Annotated in this window: 16 protein-coding genes; 10 read left to right on the top strand and 6 right to left on the bottom strand. The window is 49.5% G+C overall.

Features of this window, described 5'->3' with window-relative positions; all coding sequences use genetic code 11:
* Nucleotides 1–46: 46 nt before the first annotated feature.
* From ACJJIQ_RS15815 to ACJJIQ_RS15795, 5 genes are all read left to right on the top strand, one after another.
* Nucleotides 47–1420 carry a glutamine synthetase family protein gene (locus tag ACJJIQ_RS15815; RefSeq protein ID WP_445362400.1) on the top strand — a complete coding sequence of 458 codons (1374 nt, stop codon included), beginning with the start codon at nt 47–49 and terminating at the stop codon, nt 1418–1420.
* Nucleotides 1421–1438: 18 nt separating this feature from the next.
* On the top strand, nt 1439–2845 hold the full coding sequence (locus tag ACJJIQ_RS15810) for an aldehyde dehydrogenase family protein (RefSeq protein ID WP_445362399.1): 1407 nt from the start codon (nt 1439–1441) through the stop codon (nt 2843–2845).
* A gap of 105 nt (nt 2846–2950) precedes the next feature.
* Nucleotides 2951–4135 carry an iron-containing alcohol dehydrogenase gene (locus ACJJIQ_RS15805; RefSeq protein WP_444915641.1) on the top strand — a complete coding sequence of 395 codons (1185 nt, stop codon included), beginning with the start codon at nt 2951–2953 and terminating at the stop codon, nt 4133–4135.
* Nucleotides 4136–4197: 62 nt separating this feature from the next.
* Nucleotides 4198–4791, top strand: a complete 594-nt coding sequence (msrA, locus tag ACJJIQ_RS15800) for a peptide-methionine (S)-S-oxide reductase MsrA (RefSeq protein WP_445362398.1) — start codon at nt 4198–4200, stop codon at nt 4789–4791.
* A 25-nt stretch (nt 4792–4816) separates the two neighbouring features.
* On the top strand, nt 4817–5860 hold the full coding sequence (locus tag ACJJIQ_RS15795) for an alpha/beta fold hydrolase (RefSeq protein WP_445362397.1): 1044 nt from the start codon (nt 4817–4819) through the stop codon (nt 5858–5860).
* Between the two features lie 279 nt (nt 5861–6139).
* Here ACJJIQ_RS15795 and ACJJIQ_RS15790 read toward each other — a convergent pair whose 3' ends face one another.
* The 3 genes from ACJJIQ_RS15790 to pdxR form a co-directional block, all read right to left on the bottom strand.
* Nucleotides 6140–7072 carry an ADP-ribosylglycohydrolase family protein gene (locus ACJJIQ_RS15790; protein ID WP_444940865.1) on the bottom strand — a complete coding sequence of 311 codons (933 nt, stop codon included), beginning with the start codon at nt 7070–7072 and terminating at the stop codon, nt 6140–6142.
* Between the two features lie 200 nt (nt 7073–7272).
* A complete protein-coding gene (locus tag ACJJIQ_RS15785) occupies nt 7273–8082 on the bottom strand; it encodes a right-handed parallel beta-helix repeat-containing protein (RefSeq protein WP_445362396.1) in 810 nt (269 codons plus the stop codon).
* 260 nt (nt 8083–8342) lie between these two features.
* Nucleotides 8343–9797, bottom strand: a complete 1455-nt coding sequence (gene pdxR / locus ACJJIQ_RS15780) for a MocR-like pyridoxine biosynthesis transcription factor PdxR (RefSeq protein WP_445362395.1) — start codon at nt 9795–9797, stop codon at nt 8343–8345.
* A 103-nt stretch (nt 9798–9900) separates the two neighbouring features.
* Between pdxR and ACJJIQ_RS15775 the strand changes: the two genes are divergently transcribed.
* Entirely contained in the window at nt 9901–10500 is a 600-nt protein-coding gene (locus ACJJIQ_RS15775) for a pyridoxamine 5'-phosphate oxidase family protein (RefSeq protein ID WP_444907402.1), read from the top strand.
* A 28-nt stretch (nt 10501–10528) separates the two neighbouring features.
* Here the strand turns inward: ACJJIQ_RS15775 and ACJJIQ_RS15770 are convergent, their stop codons facing one another.
* Both ACJJIQ_RS15770 and ACJJIQ_RS15765 read right to left on the bottom strand, forming a co-directional pair.
* Nucleotides 10529–11503, bottom strand: coding sequence for a S41 family peptidase (locus tag ACJJIQ_RS15770; RefSeq protein WP_445362394.1), 975 nt, complete (start codon nt 11501–11503; stop codon nt 10529–10531).
* Nucleotides 11504–11505: 2 nt separating this feature from the next.
* Nucleotides 11506–11976 (bottom strand): MarR family winged helix-turn-helix transcriptional regulator, encoded by a 471-nt coding sequence (locus tag ACJJIQ_RS15765; RefSeq protein ID WP_445362393.1) that lies wholly within the window; start codon nt 11974–11976, stop codon nt 11506–11508.
* Between the two features lie 264 nt (nt 11977–12240).
* On the opposite strand from ACJJIQ_RS15765, the gene ACJJIQ_RS15760 reads away from it, so the two are divergent.
* The 3 genes from ACJJIQ_RS15760 to ACJJIQ_RS15750 all read left to right on the top strand — a co-directional run bounded on the left by ACJJIQ_RS15760 (nt 12241) and on the right by ACJJIQ_RS15750 (nt 16311).
* Nucleotides 12241–15093, top strand: a complete 2853-nt coding sequence (locus ACJJIQ_RS15760) for an ExeM/NucH family extracellular endonuclease (RefSeq protein WP_445362392.1) — start codon at nt 12241–12243, stop codon at nt 15091–15093.
* A gap of 456 nt (nt 15094–15549) precedes the next feature.
* A complete protein-coding gene (locus ACJJIQ_RS15755) occupies nt 15550–15918 on the top strand; it encodes a hypothetical protein (RefSeq protein WP_413663153.1) in 369 nt (122 codons plus the stop codon).
* 30 nt (nt 15919–15948) lie between these two features.
* Nucleotides 15949–16311, top strand: coding sequence for a VOC family protein (locus tag ACJJIQ_RS15750; RefSeq protein WP_445362391.1), 363 nt, complete (start codon nt 15949–15951; stop codon nt 16309–16311).
* 66 nt (nt 16312–16377) lie between these two features.
* Here ACJJIQ_RS15750 and ACJJIQ_RS15745 read toward each other — a convergent pair whose 3' ends face one another.
* The gene (locus ACJJIQ_RS15745) at nt 16378–17640 is read right to left on the bottom strand and encodes a 6-phosphofructokinase (RefSeq protein WP_282931458.1); all 1263 of its coding nucleotides are present in this window, start codon (nt 17638–17640) and stop codon (nt 16378–16380) included.
* Between the two features lie 287 nt (nt 17641–17927).
* On the opposite strand from ACJJIQ_RS15745, the gene mpl reads away from it, so the two are divergent.
* Complete coding sequence (gene mpl, locus ACJJIQ_RS15740; RefSeq protein ID WP_445362390.1) at nt 17928–19310, top strand: UDP-N-acetylmuramate:L-alanyl-gamma-D-glutamyl-meso-diaminopimelate ligase; 1383 nt, start codon at nt 17928–17930, stop codon at nt 19308–19310.
* Nucleotides 19311–19320 lie beyond the last annotated feature (10 nt).

Raw genomic sequence — 19320 nt, 5'->3', positions numbered from 1 at the left:
GTCTATCCTGTAACTCGGAGATAACAACAACGGGGCAGGACCAGTCATGGTAAAGGCACGGGAGGTAAAAACCGCTCAGGAGGCCCGCGCAATTGTCGAAGAACGAGGCCTCAGTCATGTCAAAGTGGGCTTATTCGATACCGATGGTGTAATGCGTGGCAAATATATGAGCCGCGCCAAATTCCTCTCATCCCTGGAAAAGGGCTTCTCGTTTTGCGATGTGGTCCTGGGCTGGGATGTTAAGGATCAGCTCTACGACAACACTCGTTATACCGGTTGGCATACCGGATATCCAGACGCCCCGGTACGTATACTCCCCGATAGCTGCCGTGATGTGCCTTTTGAAGGCGATATGTTGTTGTTTCTCGCGGAGTTTGATGGTCGAGCCCAGGCGCTGTGCCCCCGCGCAGTTCTGCGCAGGGTGATTGAACGCTGTCGCTCATTGGGATTTGATCCCTGTGCCGCCCTGGAATACGAATTTTTCCTGTTTGACGAAACGCCCGATTCAGTGCGGAACAAGGGTTTCCGTAATTTAAAGCCTTTTACCCCCGATGTGTTTGGCTATTCCATACTGCGAAATTCCGTACACGGAGAGCTGTATCGGGAAATCCTGGAGCTGAGCGAGCGCATGGATTTCCCCTTGGAGGGCTTACACACGGAAACAGGCCCGGGAGTTTTAGAGGCGGCTATTGCAGTGGATGGTGCTGAGGCCGCTGGAGACAAAGCTGCCCTGTTTAAAACCTTTATAAAAGTGCTGGCACAGCGGATGGGTTTGATGGCTACTTTTATGTCCCGCTGGTCCAGTGAGTACCCGGGGCAAAGCGGGCATATTCATTTGTCACTGCGCAATAGTGGCAGCGGTGATTCCGCCTTTCTCGATTCGAGCCAGCCAGATGGTATCAGCCAGATAATGCGTCAGTTCATAGCTGGGCAGCAAAGGCTGATGCCGCAATTCCTTGCCCTGTTGGCACCGACCGTTAACAGTTATCGCCGCCTGGTACCAGGTTTTTGGGCGCCGACGGGAGCCAATTGGGGGGTGGAAAACCGCACAACGGCACTGCGTGCTATCCCCGGCGGCGACACTTCCCAGCGCGTCGAATACCGCTTGGGGGCCGCCGATGCCAACCCCTATTTAGCACTGGCAGCAGCTTTGGGCTCGGGTCTTTACGGTGTTATGCAGCAGTGGCAGCCCAGTGAGCCTGTTGCCGGTAATGCTTACTCGCTGGAGTTGGAAAACGAACAAGTGCTGCCGGGCACACTGTGGGAATCCACGCAGCAATTTAAGGCGTCAGAAGCAGCACAGGAATTATTTGGCAGCGACTTTGTTGAACACTTTTCTGCCAGTCGCGAGTGGGAGGAGCGGGAATATCGCCGCCATGTGAGTGACTGGGAGTTGGAGCGGTACTTCGAAATTATTTAATTGGGAGTATCGACGCCGATGAAGACTACAAAAATCATGCACCATCTTCAGTGTATTTCTCCTATTGATAACAGTGTTTATGTAGAGCGCGCTCTGGCGGGAGAGGTGGAAATCCGTGTAGTGCTGGATCGGGCCAGTAAAGCACAAAAAGCATGGAGGCGAACTCCCCTCAATGAGCGCATCGCTATTATCGAGCGGGCTGTGGAAATATTTTCCGTTAAGAAAGAGCGTTTGGGGCGGGAGCTGTGTTGGATGATGGGGCGCCCAATCCGTTATGCAGGAGGGGAAATTAGCGGGTTTATGGATCGTGCGCAGACCATGGCACAGCTTGCTACTGAAGCCCTTGCTGACATTCAGTTACCTGAGAAGCCGGGTTTTACCAGGTTTATCCGCCGCGAGCCCTTAGGGGTCTCCCTGGTAATTGCCCCGTGGAATTACCCTTACCTGACGGCGGTTAATGCAGTGGTACCGGCACTGCTATCGGGCAATGCAGTTATTTTAAAACACTCGGCACAGACACCCCTTTGTGCTGAGCGAATGGTGGAGATTTTTCGCGAGGCGGGACTGCCCTACGGTGTTTTTCAGTTTCTTCATTTAAATCATGCTTATACCCAGCGATTAGCTTGTGCGGGGGAAATCCAGCATGTTGCCTTCACCGGCTCGGTTGGCGCTGGCGCGAATCTAGAGCGCACAGTTGCCGGTCGATTTATTCAAGTGGGACTTGAACTGGGGGGAAAAGATCCAGCCTATGTTCGCGCCGACGCCGATATTAGCCAAGCTGTGGCAGCGGTAGTCGACGGCGCCTATTTTAATTCCGGTCAGTCCTGTTGCGGTATTGAGCGGGCCTATGTGCATGAAGATATTTTTTCTGAGTTTATTTCCCAAACGGTCGACTTACTGCGTGACTATCGACTGGGGCGCCCGGATCAAGTGGAGACCACTTTGGGGCCTTTGGTGCGTGCGGAAGCTGCCGATCGGGTTCGCGCGCAGGTGGATGAAGCGATAGCGGAGGGCGCGAAGGTTCACTTGGATGTGAGTGAATTCCCAATGGACAAGCGGGGTACCCAATATATGGCACCGCAACTGTTAACCCGGGTGCGACACCACATGCGAGTGATGCGCGAGGAGACTTTTGGGCCGGTGCTGGGGGTGCAGAAAGTGCACGATGATGGCGAAGCTCTAGAATTTATGAATAACAGCCCATTTGGTCTAACTGCGGCTATTTTTACCCGCGATGAAGATGTTGCAATGGAGATGGGAGGGTATTTAGAGGCCGGCACTGTTTTTTTAAATCGTTGTGATTACCTGGATCCGGAATTGGCCTGGACGGGTGTCAAGCAATCTGGTCGCGGATGTACGCTTTCTAAAATTGGATTTGAGAATTTAACCCGTCCCAAGTCATTTCATTTTAAACATGATGGTTAGCGGGAACGGTTGCCGGATGCAGAAAGTGAAATTGTCTGCCTGTTTTCCGAAAGGTCACAGCCTATTTTGAATATGCAAAAGTGACAGAACGTCAGAGAGGAAATTGTGGATAAATACCATGTCAATTGGAATTATCCCACGACCGTTTGGGTTGGCCCCGGTCGCATTACTGAATTGGCTGAAGCTTGCCTGGAGCTGAATATTCACAAGCCTCTGTTAGTTACTGATCCTACAGTCGCCGCATTGCCACTGGTCGATAGTGCGATTAACCCATGCCAACAGGTGGGTCTGGAAGTTAGCGTTTTTTCCAAAATCAAAGGTAATCCCAATGAGATAAATATCGCCGATGGGGTGGCCAAGCTGCGTGAGCAGAAGTGCGATGGTGTCATTGCCTTGGGCGGGGGATCGGCCCTGGATGCGGGCAAAGCCATTGCCCTTATGGCGGGACAGCAGCACAGTATTTGGGATTTTGAGGATATTGGCGACAACTACAGGCGTGTGGACCCAGAGGGTATTTTACCGCTGATTGCCATTCCCACGACGGCTGGCACAGGTTCTGAAGTTGGCCGGGTTGCGGTAATTACCGATGAGAAAGCACAGGTTAAGAGGCTGATTTTCCATCCGCGCATGATGCCGGACATTGTTATTCTCGATGCTCAATTGACTATGGGGTTGCCGCCAGACCTCACTGCAGCGACGGGAATGGATGCGCTGTCACACAATCTGGAGTCTTTTTACTCCCCTCAATACCATCCTATGGCTGAGGGAATTGCCCTGGAGGGGATGCGCCTGATCAAGGAGTATTTGCCTCGAGCTTATGCTATAGGCGCAGAACTCGAGGCGCGTCAGCAAATGTTGGTAGCTTCCTGTATGGGGGCTACGGCTTTCCAGCGGGGCTTGGGCGCTATCCACGCTCTGGCACATCCATTGGGGGCCCTGTACGACAAGCACCATGGTTTGTTAAATGCGATATTGATGCCCTACGTTCTGATCGCCAACCGTCCAGCCATCCAGGTGCCTATGGGGCATCTGGCACTTTATCTACAACTGGCCGGTAATGAGATGTTTGATAGCGGATTTGATGCGGTACTCAACTGGTTACTCGGATTGCGCAAACAGCTGGGGATTCCCCACAGCCTGTCGGAGATTGGAATTGATGACACTGATGCCGACAGAGTTGGGAAAATGGCATCGGTGGAGCCTTCCGCTAGTACTAACCCGATGCGTTTTAACGGGATAGAGTATCGGGATATTTTCTTGCGCGCCTGTGAAGGTACCGTCACCCTGTAATAAATTCCTGCGAATAGACGACAGAAGAGAATGTGTTCCATCGACAATCGGTAAAGGACTGAATGATGCGCAGTATTATTACTCTCTTGTTCCTCTCATTGGCCAGTATTTCCCTGGCTCAGGATTCATCGAATATTCGCACGGCTATTTTTGCAGGAGGGTGTTTCTGGTGCATGGAGCCGCCATTTGACAAGGTCGATGGCGTCCTGGAAACCACCTCAGGATACAGCGGTGGCCATGTCAAAAACCCGACCTATGAACAGGTATCTTCCGGTGGTACGGGGCATGCGGAAGTTGTCCAGGTAAAGTACGATGCGAATAAAGTCAGCTATTCCGACTTACTGAATATTTTTTGGCACAACGTTGACCCTTTTGATTCCGGTGGTCAATTTTGCGATCGCGGTGACCAGTACCGAGCCGAGATTTTTTACGGCAGTCAAGAAGAAAAGGTGTTAGCAGAGGAGAGCAAGAAAAAGGTAGAAGCGGAGTTGGGTAAAAAGGTGGTGACACAAATAAAACCCGCTGCAACCTTTTATCCCTCAGAGGCCTACCATCAGGACTATTACCAACGTAATCCCCTGCGTTACAAGTATTATCGCTACCGCTGTGGGCGTGATAAGCGCTTAGAGGAGGTCTGGGGGAAAGCGCCAAGTTAACGGATTGCCTCTCCGCAGGGTGAATATGGCACCGAGTCCCACTTTGTTTGACGGGGAAGTCCTGGAAACAATCAATGATTTTCCAGTGCTTTACCGTTATATTCCGGCGGTTAGTACCAATCCGCTAATGGTATTTATTCCAGGCACAGCACATCTAGCGCGTATTTTCTACGGCTATCCCGGTGGCCGCTCAGATGATTTTATAAGTCACTGGGTTAATCGAGCGGGTTTTCCCTTCCTTGCTATTTCTTACCCTGTGGAAAATGCCGTTTTTTGTAGTACTCACCCGGAGTTTACAATTCAAGATTGGGGAGATCAGGCTGCAGAAATTATTGCCAAGATTTTGTCTGAATATAACCTTCCAAATTCGGTAGTGGTGTGCGGCTGGAGTATGGGAGGGAAAATCGCTGGGGCTCTAGCGAGGGCGGCGAAAGCCTTGAATTTTTCGATTGAATGCTTTGTGGCTATGGCCGCAGAACCCGCGTTGCCGGGCTTTCTTCCCGAAGCTAATGCCAAGGCCATCGAAATGACAGTTGATGGGATGGCCAGTCGAAAGGGCATATATCCTGCCTTTTTGGCCGCGCTTGATGAGCAGAATTCCTTAAACCAACACACAATTATTCCCAAAGATATCTATCGGGAGGCGTTCCTTGGAGCAATTCCCATCGCGCTTATTGGCACTGGATTAATGTATGATGGGCAAGGGTTTAAGGAAGATCTTTCCAGGGCATTGAAAACGGCAAACACCTTTGACTTCTTGGACTATCCAATTCCCGTTGTTATTCAGAGTGATTCAATGGGGGATTTGGAAAATGTGCTGTGCAATATTGATGATTGGGCATTTATTCGCAATCGAGTTCTTGCCAGTAAACTTTTAGGAGGTGCATCTCCAGAGCAGATTCCAAGGGAAAGGTGGGAGCTAGTACAGCTTATAATCCGCTCGTCTTCCGCTTATTTTTCACAGACCGTTACAGGTAACCATTTCTTCTTTGTTGGCGCTATTGGGGCGCGCACTACTGTTGATAGTATCGAAAAGCTTTTGGCCAGGGTGAGAAGTATCCAGTCCTAATAAAGCACTTCTTAATAGCCTTATGGTGCTCTGGTTAAGCTGTCAGAGATTTTTAAATTAACATTTTGGTTATTTTACGATCCGCTCTACTTTTTTAAGGCTTACTACTGGGGTGAAAGGAAAGAATACACCGCACTCGAGACTCACTGCGAATACATCCCTGTAAGCTTCTAATCGGCATCCATGCCTCATAGGGTCCAAGCGCGGTGTATTCTTCCCTTTTCCCTTTTCCCTTTTCCCTTTTCCCTTTTCCCTTTTCCCTTTTCCCTTTTTAGTAGGCTATGCGGGTTGTAAGGCTTGTTCATGCTGATATTGGGTGAAATAGAGTTTCTCAGAAAGCTCAGTAATAAAATCGATGTTTTCGACCTTGTCGGCCATGCTTTCCATTCGGTCTTCTCCATTTAATGCTCCCCAAATGCTAGCAGCCATGGCACCCAAGGTATCTGTGTCACCACTTAAGGAAAAAATATTAGCTAATACAGACGTTAAAGGAGAGTTTCGATACTTAAGTCCAAAATAAATGGCAGTGATACAGGACTCTGGCGCGGTAATACCATTACCTAGCCATTGCTTGATTTGCTGCGGATGTGGAATCTTCTGGTTAAACAGTAGAGTCGCACACTTTTCCAGTTTGTAGCGATATATTTCGGACTTACAACTTACTTCAAGTTTGTTCAATATCTCTCTGTTTGAATGGTCTTGCAGGGATTCACAGATGGTTATAGCGATCAAGTATGCTCCCTCGACAGCAACTGGGTGGGCGTGGGTGATTTCAGACACCGATTGTACATATTGCTTGAGGCGATAGTCATTTTGGGGGTGGCAGAGGGCAATAATAGGTGCTCTCATGGCGGCCCCATTGCCGATAGAACCGTGCTTAAATTTTTTTCGGTTTAAATCTTGCCAGCGTTTACCATCCCTGACGCCTTTGAGTAGTTTCGCTGCACTGGGGCCATACCCTCTGCTCCAGCGATAACTTTGGGCAAACTTTTTGGCTATGTGGTCCTGATCAAGGTAATTATGCTCAAGAAAAGAGGTCGCAATATCAATAGACATCTGCGTGTCATCGGTGTAACGCTTTTTACCCTGTTCGGTTTTCCCGATAATTTTCCAGAGTTGTCTTTCTAGAACGCCACCCTCGTACGGGGCGCCAAATGAATCGCCGATGGCTATTCCTTTAAAGCAACCTCTGTATTTACTGAGCTTTATCATTCTTTGATTTCTATACCTTATTCTCAGGGGAAGTCGCTACTAGCTATAAGGATCACTATTAATTGCTGTTATAAGTAATGATTTTATTCTAGAAAACATCTATTGGTAGTTGATGGCCCGCGAGGGGAATGGTTTTATTTTAGGCGAGAGCGAGCCGATATTTAAAACTAATCGGCTCGCCACTAAAGTCGCTATATTATTTAATTAATACAGGCATCGTTAGCACTGCCAAAAGTATTTCTAATCCATACATTGCCAGTGCAAGCAGGGTGGTTGTGGTCAGCAAGATCTGCACCGGCATTATTTTCTGCGGTATTGCCAATGATCAAGTATCCGACTTGACCCAATCCCAACATCATAATGCCGTTAACACCGTTATTATCTGATAGATTATTGGCAACAATGCCGCCATCCCCACTATCAATTACAATCCCACTCGATGTATTGAGAATCGTCTCATTGAATCTGATGAGAGTATTGTCACCAACGATCTTTATTCCTTGGAGACCGTTACTTGATGCATAAGAGTATCTCACACGATTACCGTCACCCATAACGCGTATACCCATTCCCCCATTGCCGCTAGCATCGGTGGCTTCAACTGTATTACCTGGACTCCAAAGTGCGATTCCTGCAATAGAGTTTGATGAAGCAGTGATATCAAAGATTTGATGGCTGCCATCACCTTCGGCTGATACGCCATTGTTACAGTTTGTGATAGTGCTTCCACCAACAGTATCCTCAAGGACTCTATCACTGTCTTTCAATTGAATGCCAATTCCGCTGCCATCGCAACTGAGGTGGTAACCCGCCATATCGAGTGATCCGCCAGCATCTATCACGAGTGCAGGATGGCTTGCGCAGCCAAGAATATCGCCGGTGAGTACTTCTGCTGTTGTAATGGTATCTCCACAGCTGACAGCTGAAGCGACGGCGGAGAGCGATAGTGCGGCAATACCGGATACAGCGAGTAATGATGCTTTTATAGAATTCATATTTCTATTTTTCATATCAAATTTCCCTAATTATCTGAGTAATTAAAAAAGAGAGTGAACACCCAAAGCCATGGAGATTGTGACCTAGGTTTGAGAAAGAGCCATAGGAAATTTTTCCTAATTTATTGGGTTTTATTTGATATTTTGGTGATAATAGATTGTTTTTATTCTATTAAAATATTTACTTTTTTATTTTAGGTGGAGGCGCTTAATGCTAGTGCGAAGAATGAAGAAACCTGCATTATAAAAATAAGTTTCGTTTGGGTTTGTTATGGCTACTTTTTCAGGGTTTTTGCGAGAATCTTTGCGCAATCTGCCCTCTGTTCGAAAGTTGTGTTGGCAAACCCGAGCACCAATCCTGGATCTTCAGTTTTATTGGAATAGAAGAGCGATAGTGGTGTGCTGCCAAATCCGTATTCGCGTATTTTTTTTGAAAGGGTGATGTCGTCGTGTCCCGGTGTAGATATTACCAAGTGCATACCGGCACTACTGGCAATTAGTCCGGCTGGAGGTGGTATTTCTTCTCGAATAAGCTGACAGAAATGTTCCCATTTCTTCATATAACTAGCACGCATTTTGCGAAGATGTCGCACAAAATGCCCCTCATCGAGAAAGTCTGCCACGACAGCTTGTGTGACTAAGGGGGAGTGGCCAGATAACATTTCTTTGGCTTGGGTAAATGCCGCTACTGTAGATTTAGGCACCACTAAATAGCCCAATCGTAGGCTGGGTAGAAAGGTCTTACTAAAGCTCCCCATGTAAAGTACAGGTGTATTTTCTCCCATCCCCTGGAGCGCCGCGACGGGTTTGTGTTGGAATGAAAATTCACTGTCGTAATCATCTTCAATTATCCAGCAGCTTGCCTGTGTCGCCCAATCCAATAATTTGATTCGTTCACCAGCAGGCATAACACCACCCATTGGGTACTGATGTGTTGGCGTGGTAAAAAGTAACTTGGCTTCGGTTGCACTACTGACCAGCTTATCCACATCCAAGTGCTTATCTTTCAGGTTCGCTGGTACGAGCTTTGCTCCAACAGCCTGGAAAGCTGCTCGAGCACGGCGATATCCCGGATTTTCTATATAAACCTTGTCTCCCTGGTTAATCGCGACCAGTGCACATAGATTCAGGGCCTCCTGAGTTCCATTGGTAATAATAATTTGTTCAGCGTTACAGCGAACTCCCCGGGAGTTGCGCAAGTATTCCGTAAGTGCCATACGCAAAGGTAAATAACCTTGGCTTTGCCCGTAACCTGCGAGAGCTAACCTGGATTGGTGACGGCGGTATAATTTGTTCCAAATAGTGAATGGAAATGTGTTTAGATCCGGTAGGCCGGGGGTGAAGGGAAGAGATTGATCTTCACTTTTCTTACCCCAAGATAAAGTCTGTGCAAAATCACCATAGTGAGAAAGTGATGGTAAGTACCTATTCCTCTGTGCTTGCCAACCTTGCCTGTGTGTTTTCTTTGTGTAGGCCGGCAATTCGGGAGATACAAATACGCCTTTCCCTGGATGGCTGGTAAGGAAGCCCTCCGCTTTCAGCTGGTCCAGAACTAATGTCACTGTATTACGGCTGATAGAGAGGGATTCTGCCAACCGGCGCGAGGAGGGGAGCTTGGTACCAGCAGCCAGCCGGCCGTTGCAGATCCAATCTACCAATTGTCGATACAACTGTTCCTGTAGTGGCTGGCCTGATTCGAGAGTTAGGTCTGTAAGCTCGGCGGCACTCAAAACTGGCACCATAAAATAGTTAAAACTGGCGCTTATCAGCGTACCAGAAAGATCCTACATTGGCGATATCTATTTCATACCAGAGTGAATTAAAGGAGGTTTTATGAATTTACATTCGCCAATCTCTGATGAATTGCCAACCTCAGCGAAAAGTCGTGTACGTCGTGCCCCCAAGCGTGCCAGTTATCGGCGAGAGGATGTTTATAAGCTTGTCGACGAGCTAAAAATGGGCCATGTCGGTTTTATTGAAGACGGCGAAGTCATCATTATTCCCTTAACCATTTGGCGCCTAGGGGAGTTTTTGTATTTTCACCTGGCTAACAAGAGCCGGCTACAAAAACTATTGGAGGCAGGAGAACAGGTCTGTATTTCATTTGCCCGTTATGATGAGTGGGTACTGGCCAAGTCAGCCTTTCATCACAGTGCTAATTATCGCTCTGCGGTATTGTTTTGCCGAGGTGAGAGGGTCAAAGAGCAGCGGGAATTTGATGCGGTTTTTAAAGCGATTATTGATGATATAGAGCCGGGGCGCTGGGATCAGGTGCGCCTCCCCAGCCTACAGGAGCGCAAGGGAACAGCTTTGATGCGCCTGACTATAGAGGAGGGGGCTTTCAAAAGCCGAACTGGCGCGCCATCCGATAATAAAGAGGATTCGGCTCTGCCTGTGTGGAGCGGGGTCAAGCCTGTGTGCCCGTTTCGCTAGTGCTCAATTTAGCAAAGTAAAGGGAGCCTTATAGGGCCTCTGCCACTACTTTTAATGCGATTTGAATGATCTCCTGCTGGCCGGCTTCAATATCGGGGATAACACCCTGTCCTTCCCAATTGGGGCGGCTGCCGGCAATCGTAGAAACCGGGCGTTTATCTGGGATACCGATTTCAAAGCCATAGGGGAGGGATTGGGGAGACTCCATGATATGTGCCCCACCGGCGCTGGCATTACCGACAATCGTGGCTCGGCCCAGCTGTTGTAGTGCGAAGGCGGTACTCTCGGATGCAGAGAAGGATCTTCCATCAATCAGAATGACCATTGGTCTGTCACTCCCATAGGTGGGCCAGGGTTGAGGTGAAATACGTTTCGGTATTTCTCTCCCCTTGCGGCTTTCAATAACAAAGGGAAAGGGAGAATGGGGGTCAATAAATGACTGCAGAACAGCATTGGCGGTTTCTTCGTCTCCGCCGCCATTACTGCGTAAATCGAGTATTAGGCCCTCGCTGTGGCGAAGCAGGGTGAAAGCCGCAGCGAGGGTTTGGTGGGCATTTTTATAGGTGTGGAAAGAAGAGAGGGAAAGGTAGCCAATGTTACCGGGAAGAATCTCAATTTTCTTAACGCCGTAGTTATTGCTGGGCGCTTCAGCCTGCCACTGTTCAATCCAATTGTGGGCTTCTTTTTGGTTATCTATATGCTCTATATAGAAATGCTTATCACCGGAAAGGGTGCGAATTTCTTTGGTAAGTGCGCTGGCTAATTGTTGGTAGTCACTACAAAGATGATTAAAGTGTTTGGATTCTGCCAGGCTATTGAGTTGAGTAGATAGCGCCTGTCCTTTTTCCTCCAATATATAGTGCTTCTGAATAGCTACTGCAGCAGCTTTAATAACCGGGCCTGTCTCAAACTGGCAGGAACTCATTGCGCCGGAACTTGCCGCGAGAGACATGGAAAAAAAACTGATTAATACCGCTAAACTCATCTTGAGTTGGCGTTTCATATTTATGTAGCCTCTATTGATAGATTTTCTTTTATCCGCTCTAAATAAGGACGTTTCTCTAAAGCTTGAATTGCTTGATTGAGCAGCTCTGAGAGTTCTGTCGGTAATTCGCTATTGAGGGACTGTTCAGCTTCACGAGTTGCTATCCACTGCTGTTTTAACTTGGGTATCAACGCGCTGCCTTTGCGGGTCAAGCGTATTTTGCGCTGGCGAGCATCTTCTCCAGAAGAGGTCTGTACCAGCCCTTGCTTAATCATGTCTTTTACAGTTTGACTCACTGCGGGCTGGGAAATGTGGGTGCTCGCTACCACCTCACTAATGGTGATATCTCTCTTGTGGATAAGTGCACGCATTATCGGGGTGTAGCGGGGTTTGTAATTCTCCAGGCCACAGGCCCTATAGCTCTCTGCTACATCGCCATCCAGTAATTCCAGAATGTGACGAAGCTGAGTCCCCAGTTGGCTGTATTTCATAAAAGCTGTTCCATAAGCACTTATATAAGTGACTATATAACTTTTGGCGAACTTTTCAAGCTTCTTTGCCGCTATTCATCACCCCGTACAAATTCTTTGGCGCTTTTTTTGCATTGTGTGGCGAGTTTGGCGGGTTCTGTGTGAAATGGATTTTTGAACAAAGAGCTGAAATTTAAATTTCATATTTCATTCATCGAACTTTAGGAATTAACCGCCAATCTTTGCGCCGCGTGATCTGTGTCAGGTACGAGTGAAGAGAACATTATGAAAGAGATTGGCTTGGCTGCCCTTGCAGCCCTGGGGTTACCATTTTTGGCTGAAGAGGTCCAAGCCAGCGACCTCATTATTTCTGAATATATCGAGGGCAGTAGCAACAATAAGGCCCTTGAAATTTACAATGGCACGGGTGCAGCGGTTGACCTCAGTAGCTACAGCATTGAACTTTACTTCAATGGCTCCTCTACGGCAGCTTCAACCATTGCCCTAAGTGGCAGCTTGGCAGGCGGCGATGTTTACGTATTCGCCCACGCCAGTGCTGACTCCTCAATCCTGTCAGTAGCCGATCAGATTTATACCAGCGGCCTGTTTAATGGGGATGATGCGGTTGCCCTGAGTGGCCCCAATGGATATGTGGATGTTATCGGCCAGATCGGTGTTGATCCCGGTAGCCAATGGGGCGATAGCAGCCTGGGTACCCAGAACCAAACCTTAACTCGCAACTGGAGTGTGAGTGAAGGTCGTGCCGACGGCAGTACGGATTTTGACCCAGCTTCAGAGTGGTCTAGCTTGGGTCAGGATGACTTTTCCAACCTCGGCTGGCACAGCGAAGACGGCACTGGTGGTGGAGATGACGGCGGTGATGACGATGTTGTTCTCGGCGATTGCGGAGATATTTCTACGTTAATCAGCCAGGTTCAGGGTGATGAGTTTGAAAGCACTCTGGAGAATGAGCGCCACGAAATTGAAGCGGTTGTTGTTGGTGACTTCCAAGATACCAGCACCGGCCTTTCCGGCTTCTTCCTGCAAGAGGAAGACAGTGATCAGGATGGCCAGATCAATACCTCTGAAGGACTGTTTGTACACGACAAAGGCTTCGGTGTAGCTGTGCAAGTTGGGGACTTGGTTCGCGTCGGTGGTGTGGTTACTGAATACTATGACTTTACCGAATTAGACGAGGTTGATGGCGTCACGGTTTGTGGTAGCGGCTACAGTGTGACTGCCGAGGAAGTTACACTGCCGTTTAGTTCTGCCGAAGAGCAGGAGCAATACGAGGGTATGTTGGTTGAGTTCCCGCAAGCCCTGACAGTGAATGATCACTATAACCTGGGGCGCTATGGTGAAGTCACCCTGGCCAATGGCCGCCTCTATATTCCCACCCACAACAATGAGCCTGGGGTTGCAGCCGTAGCACAGGAAAGTGCAAACGATCTGAACAGGATTGTGCTGGACGATGGTTCCAGTGTGCAGAACCCGGAAGCTGTGCCTTATCCCGTCTCCGGCCTCAGTGCCAGTAATACCTTACGCAATGGCGATACGGTAGAGGGATTGCGCGGTGTAATGGGATATAGCTACAGCGCCTACCGAGTACATCCCGTGGAGGCGCCAGAATTTGTTGCTGCCAACCTGCGTGAAAACGCTCCACAATTACCGGGTAAGGGCAGTTTAAAGATCGCCAGCTTTAATGTTTTGAATTATTTCAATGGCGATGGTTATGGCGGCGGTTTCCCTACTTCCCGTGGGGCTGATACTGAAGATGAATTCCTGCGCCAGAGACATAAAATTATCTCCGCTATTTTAGGCCTGGATGCCGATGTAGTTGGTTTAATGGAAATTGAGAACGATGGCTACGGTTCGGAAAGTGCTATTCAGGATTTAATTAATGGCCTTAACGCGGCTACTGGCAGTGAAAACTATCAATTTATTAATCCAGACCTGACACAACTGGGCACCGATGAAATTACTGTGGGGCTAATTTATCGCAGCGATCGGGTAATGCCTGTAGGCGCTGCTGCGACAACTTCTAGCTATCCCTTTGATGACGGTAACCGCCAACCTCTGCTACAAGCTTTTGCTGAACTATCAAGTGGTGAAGAGCTGGCCGTGGTGGTCAATCACTTTAAATCTAAGGGAAGCTGTCCCGAAGATGGCAGTTTGAACGATGATCTGGGTGATGGACAGGGCTGTTGGAACTCCCTGCGCACCGATGCCGCAGATGCTCTGGTTTCATGGATTGATACTGACCCGACAGGTAGCGGCACCGGTCGTGTTCTGGTGCTCGGCGACCTCAATAGCTACGCCCGCGAAAACCCAATTAGCACTCTAAAGGACGCTGGTTACTCTGATTTGTTGGAGGTTTTCGGTGAAGGAGAAGCCTACTCCTATGTCTACAGCGGTGAGTCCGGCTACTTGGATCACGCCCTCGCTAGTGAATCATTGGCTCCTTTAGTAACAGGTGCGGCCGATTGGCATATCAATGCCGACGAGCCTCGGGTGCTGGATTACAACACCGAGAATAAAACTGATGAGCAGGTGGAGAGTTTCTACTCGACTGATGCATTCCGCGCTTCAGATCACGATCCGCTTGTGGTTGAGCTGGATCTTGGGGCAGATAACCTGGAGCCGGTTGCTGGATTTGAGTGGGGTGTGGAAGGCTTCGAAGTGAACTACTTCGACAGCAGCGTCGATACCGATGGCACTATCGTTAGCTGGGCCTGGGATTTTGGTGATGGCACTACCAGTACTGAGCAAAACCCCAGTCATAGCTACGATGCAGCAGGCACTTATTCAGTAATCCTCCAGGTTGAGGACGATAGGGGCGCGATCTCCACTGTTGAGCAGCTTGTACCACTTGAAGAAGTTGTTGATTTCCGAGCTGATTTTAAAGTCCATAGCTTCCTGCGTTGGGTGTGGGTTGAAGAGCGCAGTAATTACGATGGCGACGGTAACCTGAGCTATGAGTGGGACTTTGGCGATGGCACTAGCCGCTCCGGTCCCATGGCACTGCATCGCTATGCCACCGGTGGTAGTTATGAAATTACCCTGACTTTGAAAGACGATTTCGGTAATGAAGATAAAGCCTACCGTGAAATTGAGATTCGCAAGCCGTTTTGGCACTGAGATGGATATCAACAACAATAAATAATTAACTCCACATATTGAACGGTCGGATATTAAGGCAAGAGATATTCGGCCGTTTTCTTTCCTCCCCGCGTTAATTACGTATTTTTCATCTTTACCTCCTTGGGCATATGCCCGAGTGTTTCACTTCCTCGTTTTCATATTGGTAGCCAGGCAAGACTCCATTGCGAGCCATTAAAATCTTTATTATATGGATTATTGGAGGGGAAAGTGTTTGTGGGTGCCCGATCCCTGAATTGGAAAAAGACTTGAGTAAAATGCCTAAGATGTCTTTCTGGAGTATTGAGGTATCATTGGGGCCTATCGGAGACGTATCAAAATAGATAAATATTTAATGCAAGGAGTGTCGTTTTCAGTCAGCGTGTGTTTTATTGCTTCAGGTAAATGAGTTACTAGTGATCGGCGAAGCTATTAAACCACTGGGGGAGACATAGTTTGCAGGCATTTAAGACATTGGAAGGTTTAAGCCTGGAATGGACCGGCACACACTATTCAAAACAAGGTGATTTCCCCGACCTTTCTACCCACACGGTAACCTATGAAACCGCGACACATTGTTACGTTACGGCGTCGGGAAAGTTAGTTGGGGAAGCTTCATATACCTATGAAGCCATGGACGATAGGATGGCGGCGTTGATTTATCGGCCTGATATATATCAGGGGCGAAAAGGTGTGGTGCTTTATGCGATGCTCGATTTTGTACAGATGATGGATCGCGCCATTATTCTCTATCAGGATCGGCCACTAGCGCTGGCAAATGGCAGTTTTCAGGTGGTGAATACCCCGGTGCGACCTACAGCCTGAAAATTGAAAAATAAGGAAAATGGTGAGCTTATGAGAGAGTGCGAGAAAATTAATTATATTGAGTTGCCCTCCAGGGATTTGGGTAAGACAAAAGCATTCTTTACCGAGGCTTTTAATTGGACTTTTACCGATTACGGTCCGGAGTACACCGCTTTTTCAAATGCTGGATTGGAAGGTGGCTTTTTCAAGGCAGAGCTGCAGAGCACTACTGAAAATGGATCTGCATTAGTGGTGTTATACAGCCGCGACCTGGAGGGTACCCTGGAGAAGGTCACGCGATGCGGAGCCGAAATAGCCAAGCCAATTTTCCCGTTTCCCGGTGGCAGGCGCTTCCATTTTAGGGAACCTTGCGGCAATGAATTTGCGGTTTGGTCTGATGTGGAGTCTACGTAGAGGCGTTTACAGAAAAAAGCCCCCGATTTTACTCGGAGGCTTTTGGGAGACTGGCAACCGTTTCTATTAAGCTTCGAAATCAGTACCCAGCTTCTTTTCCACCAGCTGCTTTTTCAGGGTGGCGTACTGAGGAATGCCATTTTTGTAGGGAGGGTAATCCTCGCCTTGAATTAATGGCAGCAGGTACTTGCGTCCCTCTTCAGTAATGCCAAAGCCATCTTCACTGATATATTCGCGCGGCATAAATTTTTCTACGTTGGCGACTTCAGACAGCGGCGCCTCTGCGATGGACCAGCTGTACTCTTCACCTTCTGCGCGAATAATGGCTGGCATAATGGCATTTTTGCCTGCTACAGCCATTTCCACTGCGGCGCGACCTACGGCGTAGGCTTGCTCAACGTCGGTAGCAGAAGCGATATGGCGGGCGGCGCGCTGGAGGTAATCTGCCAGGGCCCAGTGATACTTCAGGCCGAGTTCGCTTTTGACCATGTTGGCCAGGGTCGGTGCAACACCGCCCAGCTGCTTGTGACCAAAGGCGTCGGTGGTGCCGGCATCGGCAAGGAAGGTGCCGTCGCCGTACTGGGCGCCTTCGGAGGCGACGATAACGCAGTAGCCTTTCTCGTCTACGGTCTTTTGTACCTTGGCGAGAAACTTCTCTTTATCGAAAGCGATTTCCGGGAACAGGATAATATGGGGTGCATCGCCTTCCTGTTCTTGGGCCAGAGCGCCGGCAGCGGCAATCCAGCCCGCGTGACGGCCCATCACCTCGAGAATAAATACCTTGGTGGAAGTAGCGCACATGGAGGCCACGTCCATGGCCGCTTCCTTGGTGGAAACGGCAACATATTTGGCAACGGAGCCAAAGCCCGGGCAGTTGTCGGTCAGGGGCAGGTCGTTATCCACAGTTTTGGGAATATGGATGGCCTGGATTGGATAACCCATGGTCTCGGACAGTTGGGATACTTTCAGGCAGGTGTCTGCGGAGTCGCCGCCACCGTTGTAAAAGAAGTAGCCAATATTGTGCGCTTTGAAGACTTCGATCAGGCGCTCGTATTCTGCGCGGTTCTCTTCCAGGCTCTTCAGTTTATAGCGGCAGGAACCAAAGGCACCGGAGGGGGTGTGGCGCAGTGCAGCAATATCCTCTGCGCTCTCTTGGCTCACGTCGATCAGCTCCTCGCGCAGCGCGCCGAGAATACCGTTTAGCCCTGCGTATACATTGCCAATCTGGTCCGGGTTTTCACGCGCAGCTTCAATTACGCCGCAGGCGGATGCGTTGATCACGGCGGTAACGCCACCGGACTGCGCATAAAAGGCGTTCTTCTTCGACATGGTTATCCTGTGCTTATAGAGATATAGAGAAGTATCCCGATCCGGTAGTCCGCCTCGCATCTAGTTTTAAACAATTGTGCCAGTGGGGATAACCGGGAGCTCGTATCGGGTGTCGACCCTTTCGGGAAAATTCCTACCACCGTACCGGGGATGAGGCCGACCAATGCGGGGGCGGAGTCTAATGGAATAGCGAGTAAATTGCATGGTAACTGGGGTATTTGGCAATTACTGGCCCGATTTGCCGTGTTAAGCTTGCGCCGCAACCCGTAGGAGTACATTTTTCCGCTATGCATATTCATATTCTAGGTATTTGCGGCACATTTATGGGCAGTTTGGCCCAACTGGCGGTGGCGGAAGGGCACCGCGTAACCGGCAGTGACGCCAATGTTTATCCACCTATGAGCACCCAGTTGCAACAGGCGGGTATCCAAATTACCGAGGGCTATGATCCCGCACAGCTGGAGCCCGCCCCGGACCTGGTGATTATTGGCAATGCCATGTCCCGGGGAAATCCGGCAGTAGAGGCGGTGCTGGAAAAAGGGTTGGCTTACACCTCTGGCGCCCAGTGGTTGTGCGATCACTTCCTGGGTGGCCGCTGGGTATTGGCGGTTTCCGGAACCCACGGTAAAACCACCACCGCCAGTATGCTGGCCTGGATTCTGGAAGCGGCAGATATGCAGCCCGGCTTCCTGATCGGTGGGGTCCCGGCTAATTTTGGTGTCTCTGCTCGTTTGGGAGAGTCTCCCTTCTTTATTGTTGAGGCGGATGAGTATGACACTGCCTTTTTCGACAAGCGTTCCAAGTTTGTGCACTACCGCCCGCGCACGGTGATTATCAACAATCTCGAATTTGACCACGCAGATATCTTTGAGGACCTGGCGGCAATCCAGAAACAATTCCATCACCTGGTACGAACTGTGCCTGCTAGCGGCTTGATAGTGGCCTCTGCCGAAGAGAATGTAGAGCAGGTGCTTGATAAAGGCTGCTGGAGTGAAGTACAGCGGGTTGGCAGCGAGTCTGCCGATGGTGTGCGAGTGGGTGATTGGTGCGCAGTGGATATTGCCGCTGATGGCAGCAGCTTTACGGTTCAGTTTAAAGGCGAAGCTGTGGCGCGGGTCGAGTGGGACCTGACCGGGCAGCACAATGTGCAAAATGGCCTCGCGGCTATGGCTGCGGCGCGGCATGTGGGTGTCACCCCAGATTTGAGTGCGGCAGCTCTGGCACGCTTCCAGGGGGTTAAACGCCGTATGGAGTGCTTGGGAGAAGTGGCCGGCATCCGTGTTTACGATGATTTTGCCCATCACCCCACCGCGATTGAATCCACCCTCAATGGCCTGCGGGCGAAGGTTGGGGAGGATAAAATCATTGCCCTGATTGAACCGCGTTCCAATACCATGCGTATGGGAGTGCACCAGGGCAAGCTGGCCGACTCCTGCTCCGGGGCCGATATGGTGCTCTGGTATCAGCCTGAGGGAGTTAACTGGTCCCTGGAAGACGTCGCCCACCACTCATCGGTGCCGGCCAAAACTTTTGATTCGATTGAAGATGGTGTGGAATCTGTTTTGCAGCTAGCCGATTCCAGTAGCCATATCGTAGTGATGAGCAACGGCGGCTTTGGCGGTATCCACCAGCGCCTTATCGGTGCCCTGGAACAGAAATACGATCTCTAAGTCAGAAGAC

The sequence above is a fragment of the Microbulbifer maximicatervae (SeqCode) genome (genome assembly GCF_052468295.1).
This window is presented reverse-complemented; position numbering and strand designations above follow the sequence as displayed.

Excerpts from the sequence above, each read along its gene's own strand:
- ACJJIQ_RS15815 (WP_445362400.1), top strand. The coding sequence starts at position 47 with ATGGTAAAGGCACGGGAGGTAAAAACCGCTCAGGAGGCCCGCGCAATT.
- mpl (WP_445362390.1), top strand. The coding sequence starts at position 17,928 with ATGCATATTCATATTCTAGGTATTTGCGGCACATTTATGGGCAGTTTG.
- ACJJIQ_RS15775 (WP_444907402.1), top strand. The coding sequence starts at position 9,901 with ATGAATTTACATTCGCCAATCTCTGATGAATTGCCAACCTCAGCGAAA.
- ACJJIQ_RS15745 (WP_282931458.1), bottom strand. The coding sequence starts at position 17,640 with ATGTCGAAGAAGAACGCCTTTTATGCGCAGTCCGGTGGCGTTACCGCC.
- ACJJIQ_RS15750 (WP_445362391.1), top strand. The coding sequence starts at position 15,949 with ATGAGAGAGTGCGAGAAAATTAATTATATTGAGTTGCCCTCCAGGGAT.
- ACJJIQ_RS15810 (WP_445362399.1), top strand. The coding sequence starts at position 1,439 with ATGAAGACTACAAAAATCATGCACCATCTTCAGTGTATTTCTCCTATT.
- msrA (WP_445362398.1), top strand. The coding sequence starts at position 4,198 with ATGATGCGCAGTATTATTACTCTCTTGTTCCTCTCATTGGCCAGTATT.
- ACJJIQ_RS15790 (WP_444940865.1), bottom strand. The coding sequence starts at position 7,072 with ATGATAAAGCTCAGTAAATACAGAGGTTGCTTTAAAGGAATAGCCATC.
- ACJJIQ_RS15795 (WP_445362397.1), top strand. The coding sequence starts at position 4,817 with ATGGCACCGAGTCCCACTTTGTTTGACGGGGAAGTCCTGGAAACAATC.
- ACJJIQ_RS15785 (WP_445362396.1), bottom strand. The coding sequence starts at position 8,082 with ATGAAAAATAGAAATATGAATTCTATAAAAGCATCATTACTCGCTGTA.
- ACJJIQ_RS15765 (WP_445362393.1), bottom strand. The coding sequence starts at position 11,976 with ATGAAATACAGCCAACTGGGGACTCAGCTTCGTCACATTCTGGAATTA.
- ACJJIQ_RS15760 (WP_445362392.1), top strand. The coding sequence starts at position 12,241 with ATGAAAGAGATTGGCTTGGCTGCCCTTGCAGCCCTGGGGTTACCATTT.
- ACJJIQ_RS15770 (WP_445362394.1), bottom strand. The coding sequence starts at position 11,503 with ATGAAACGCCAACTCAAGATGAGTTTAGCGGTATTAATCAGTTTTTTT.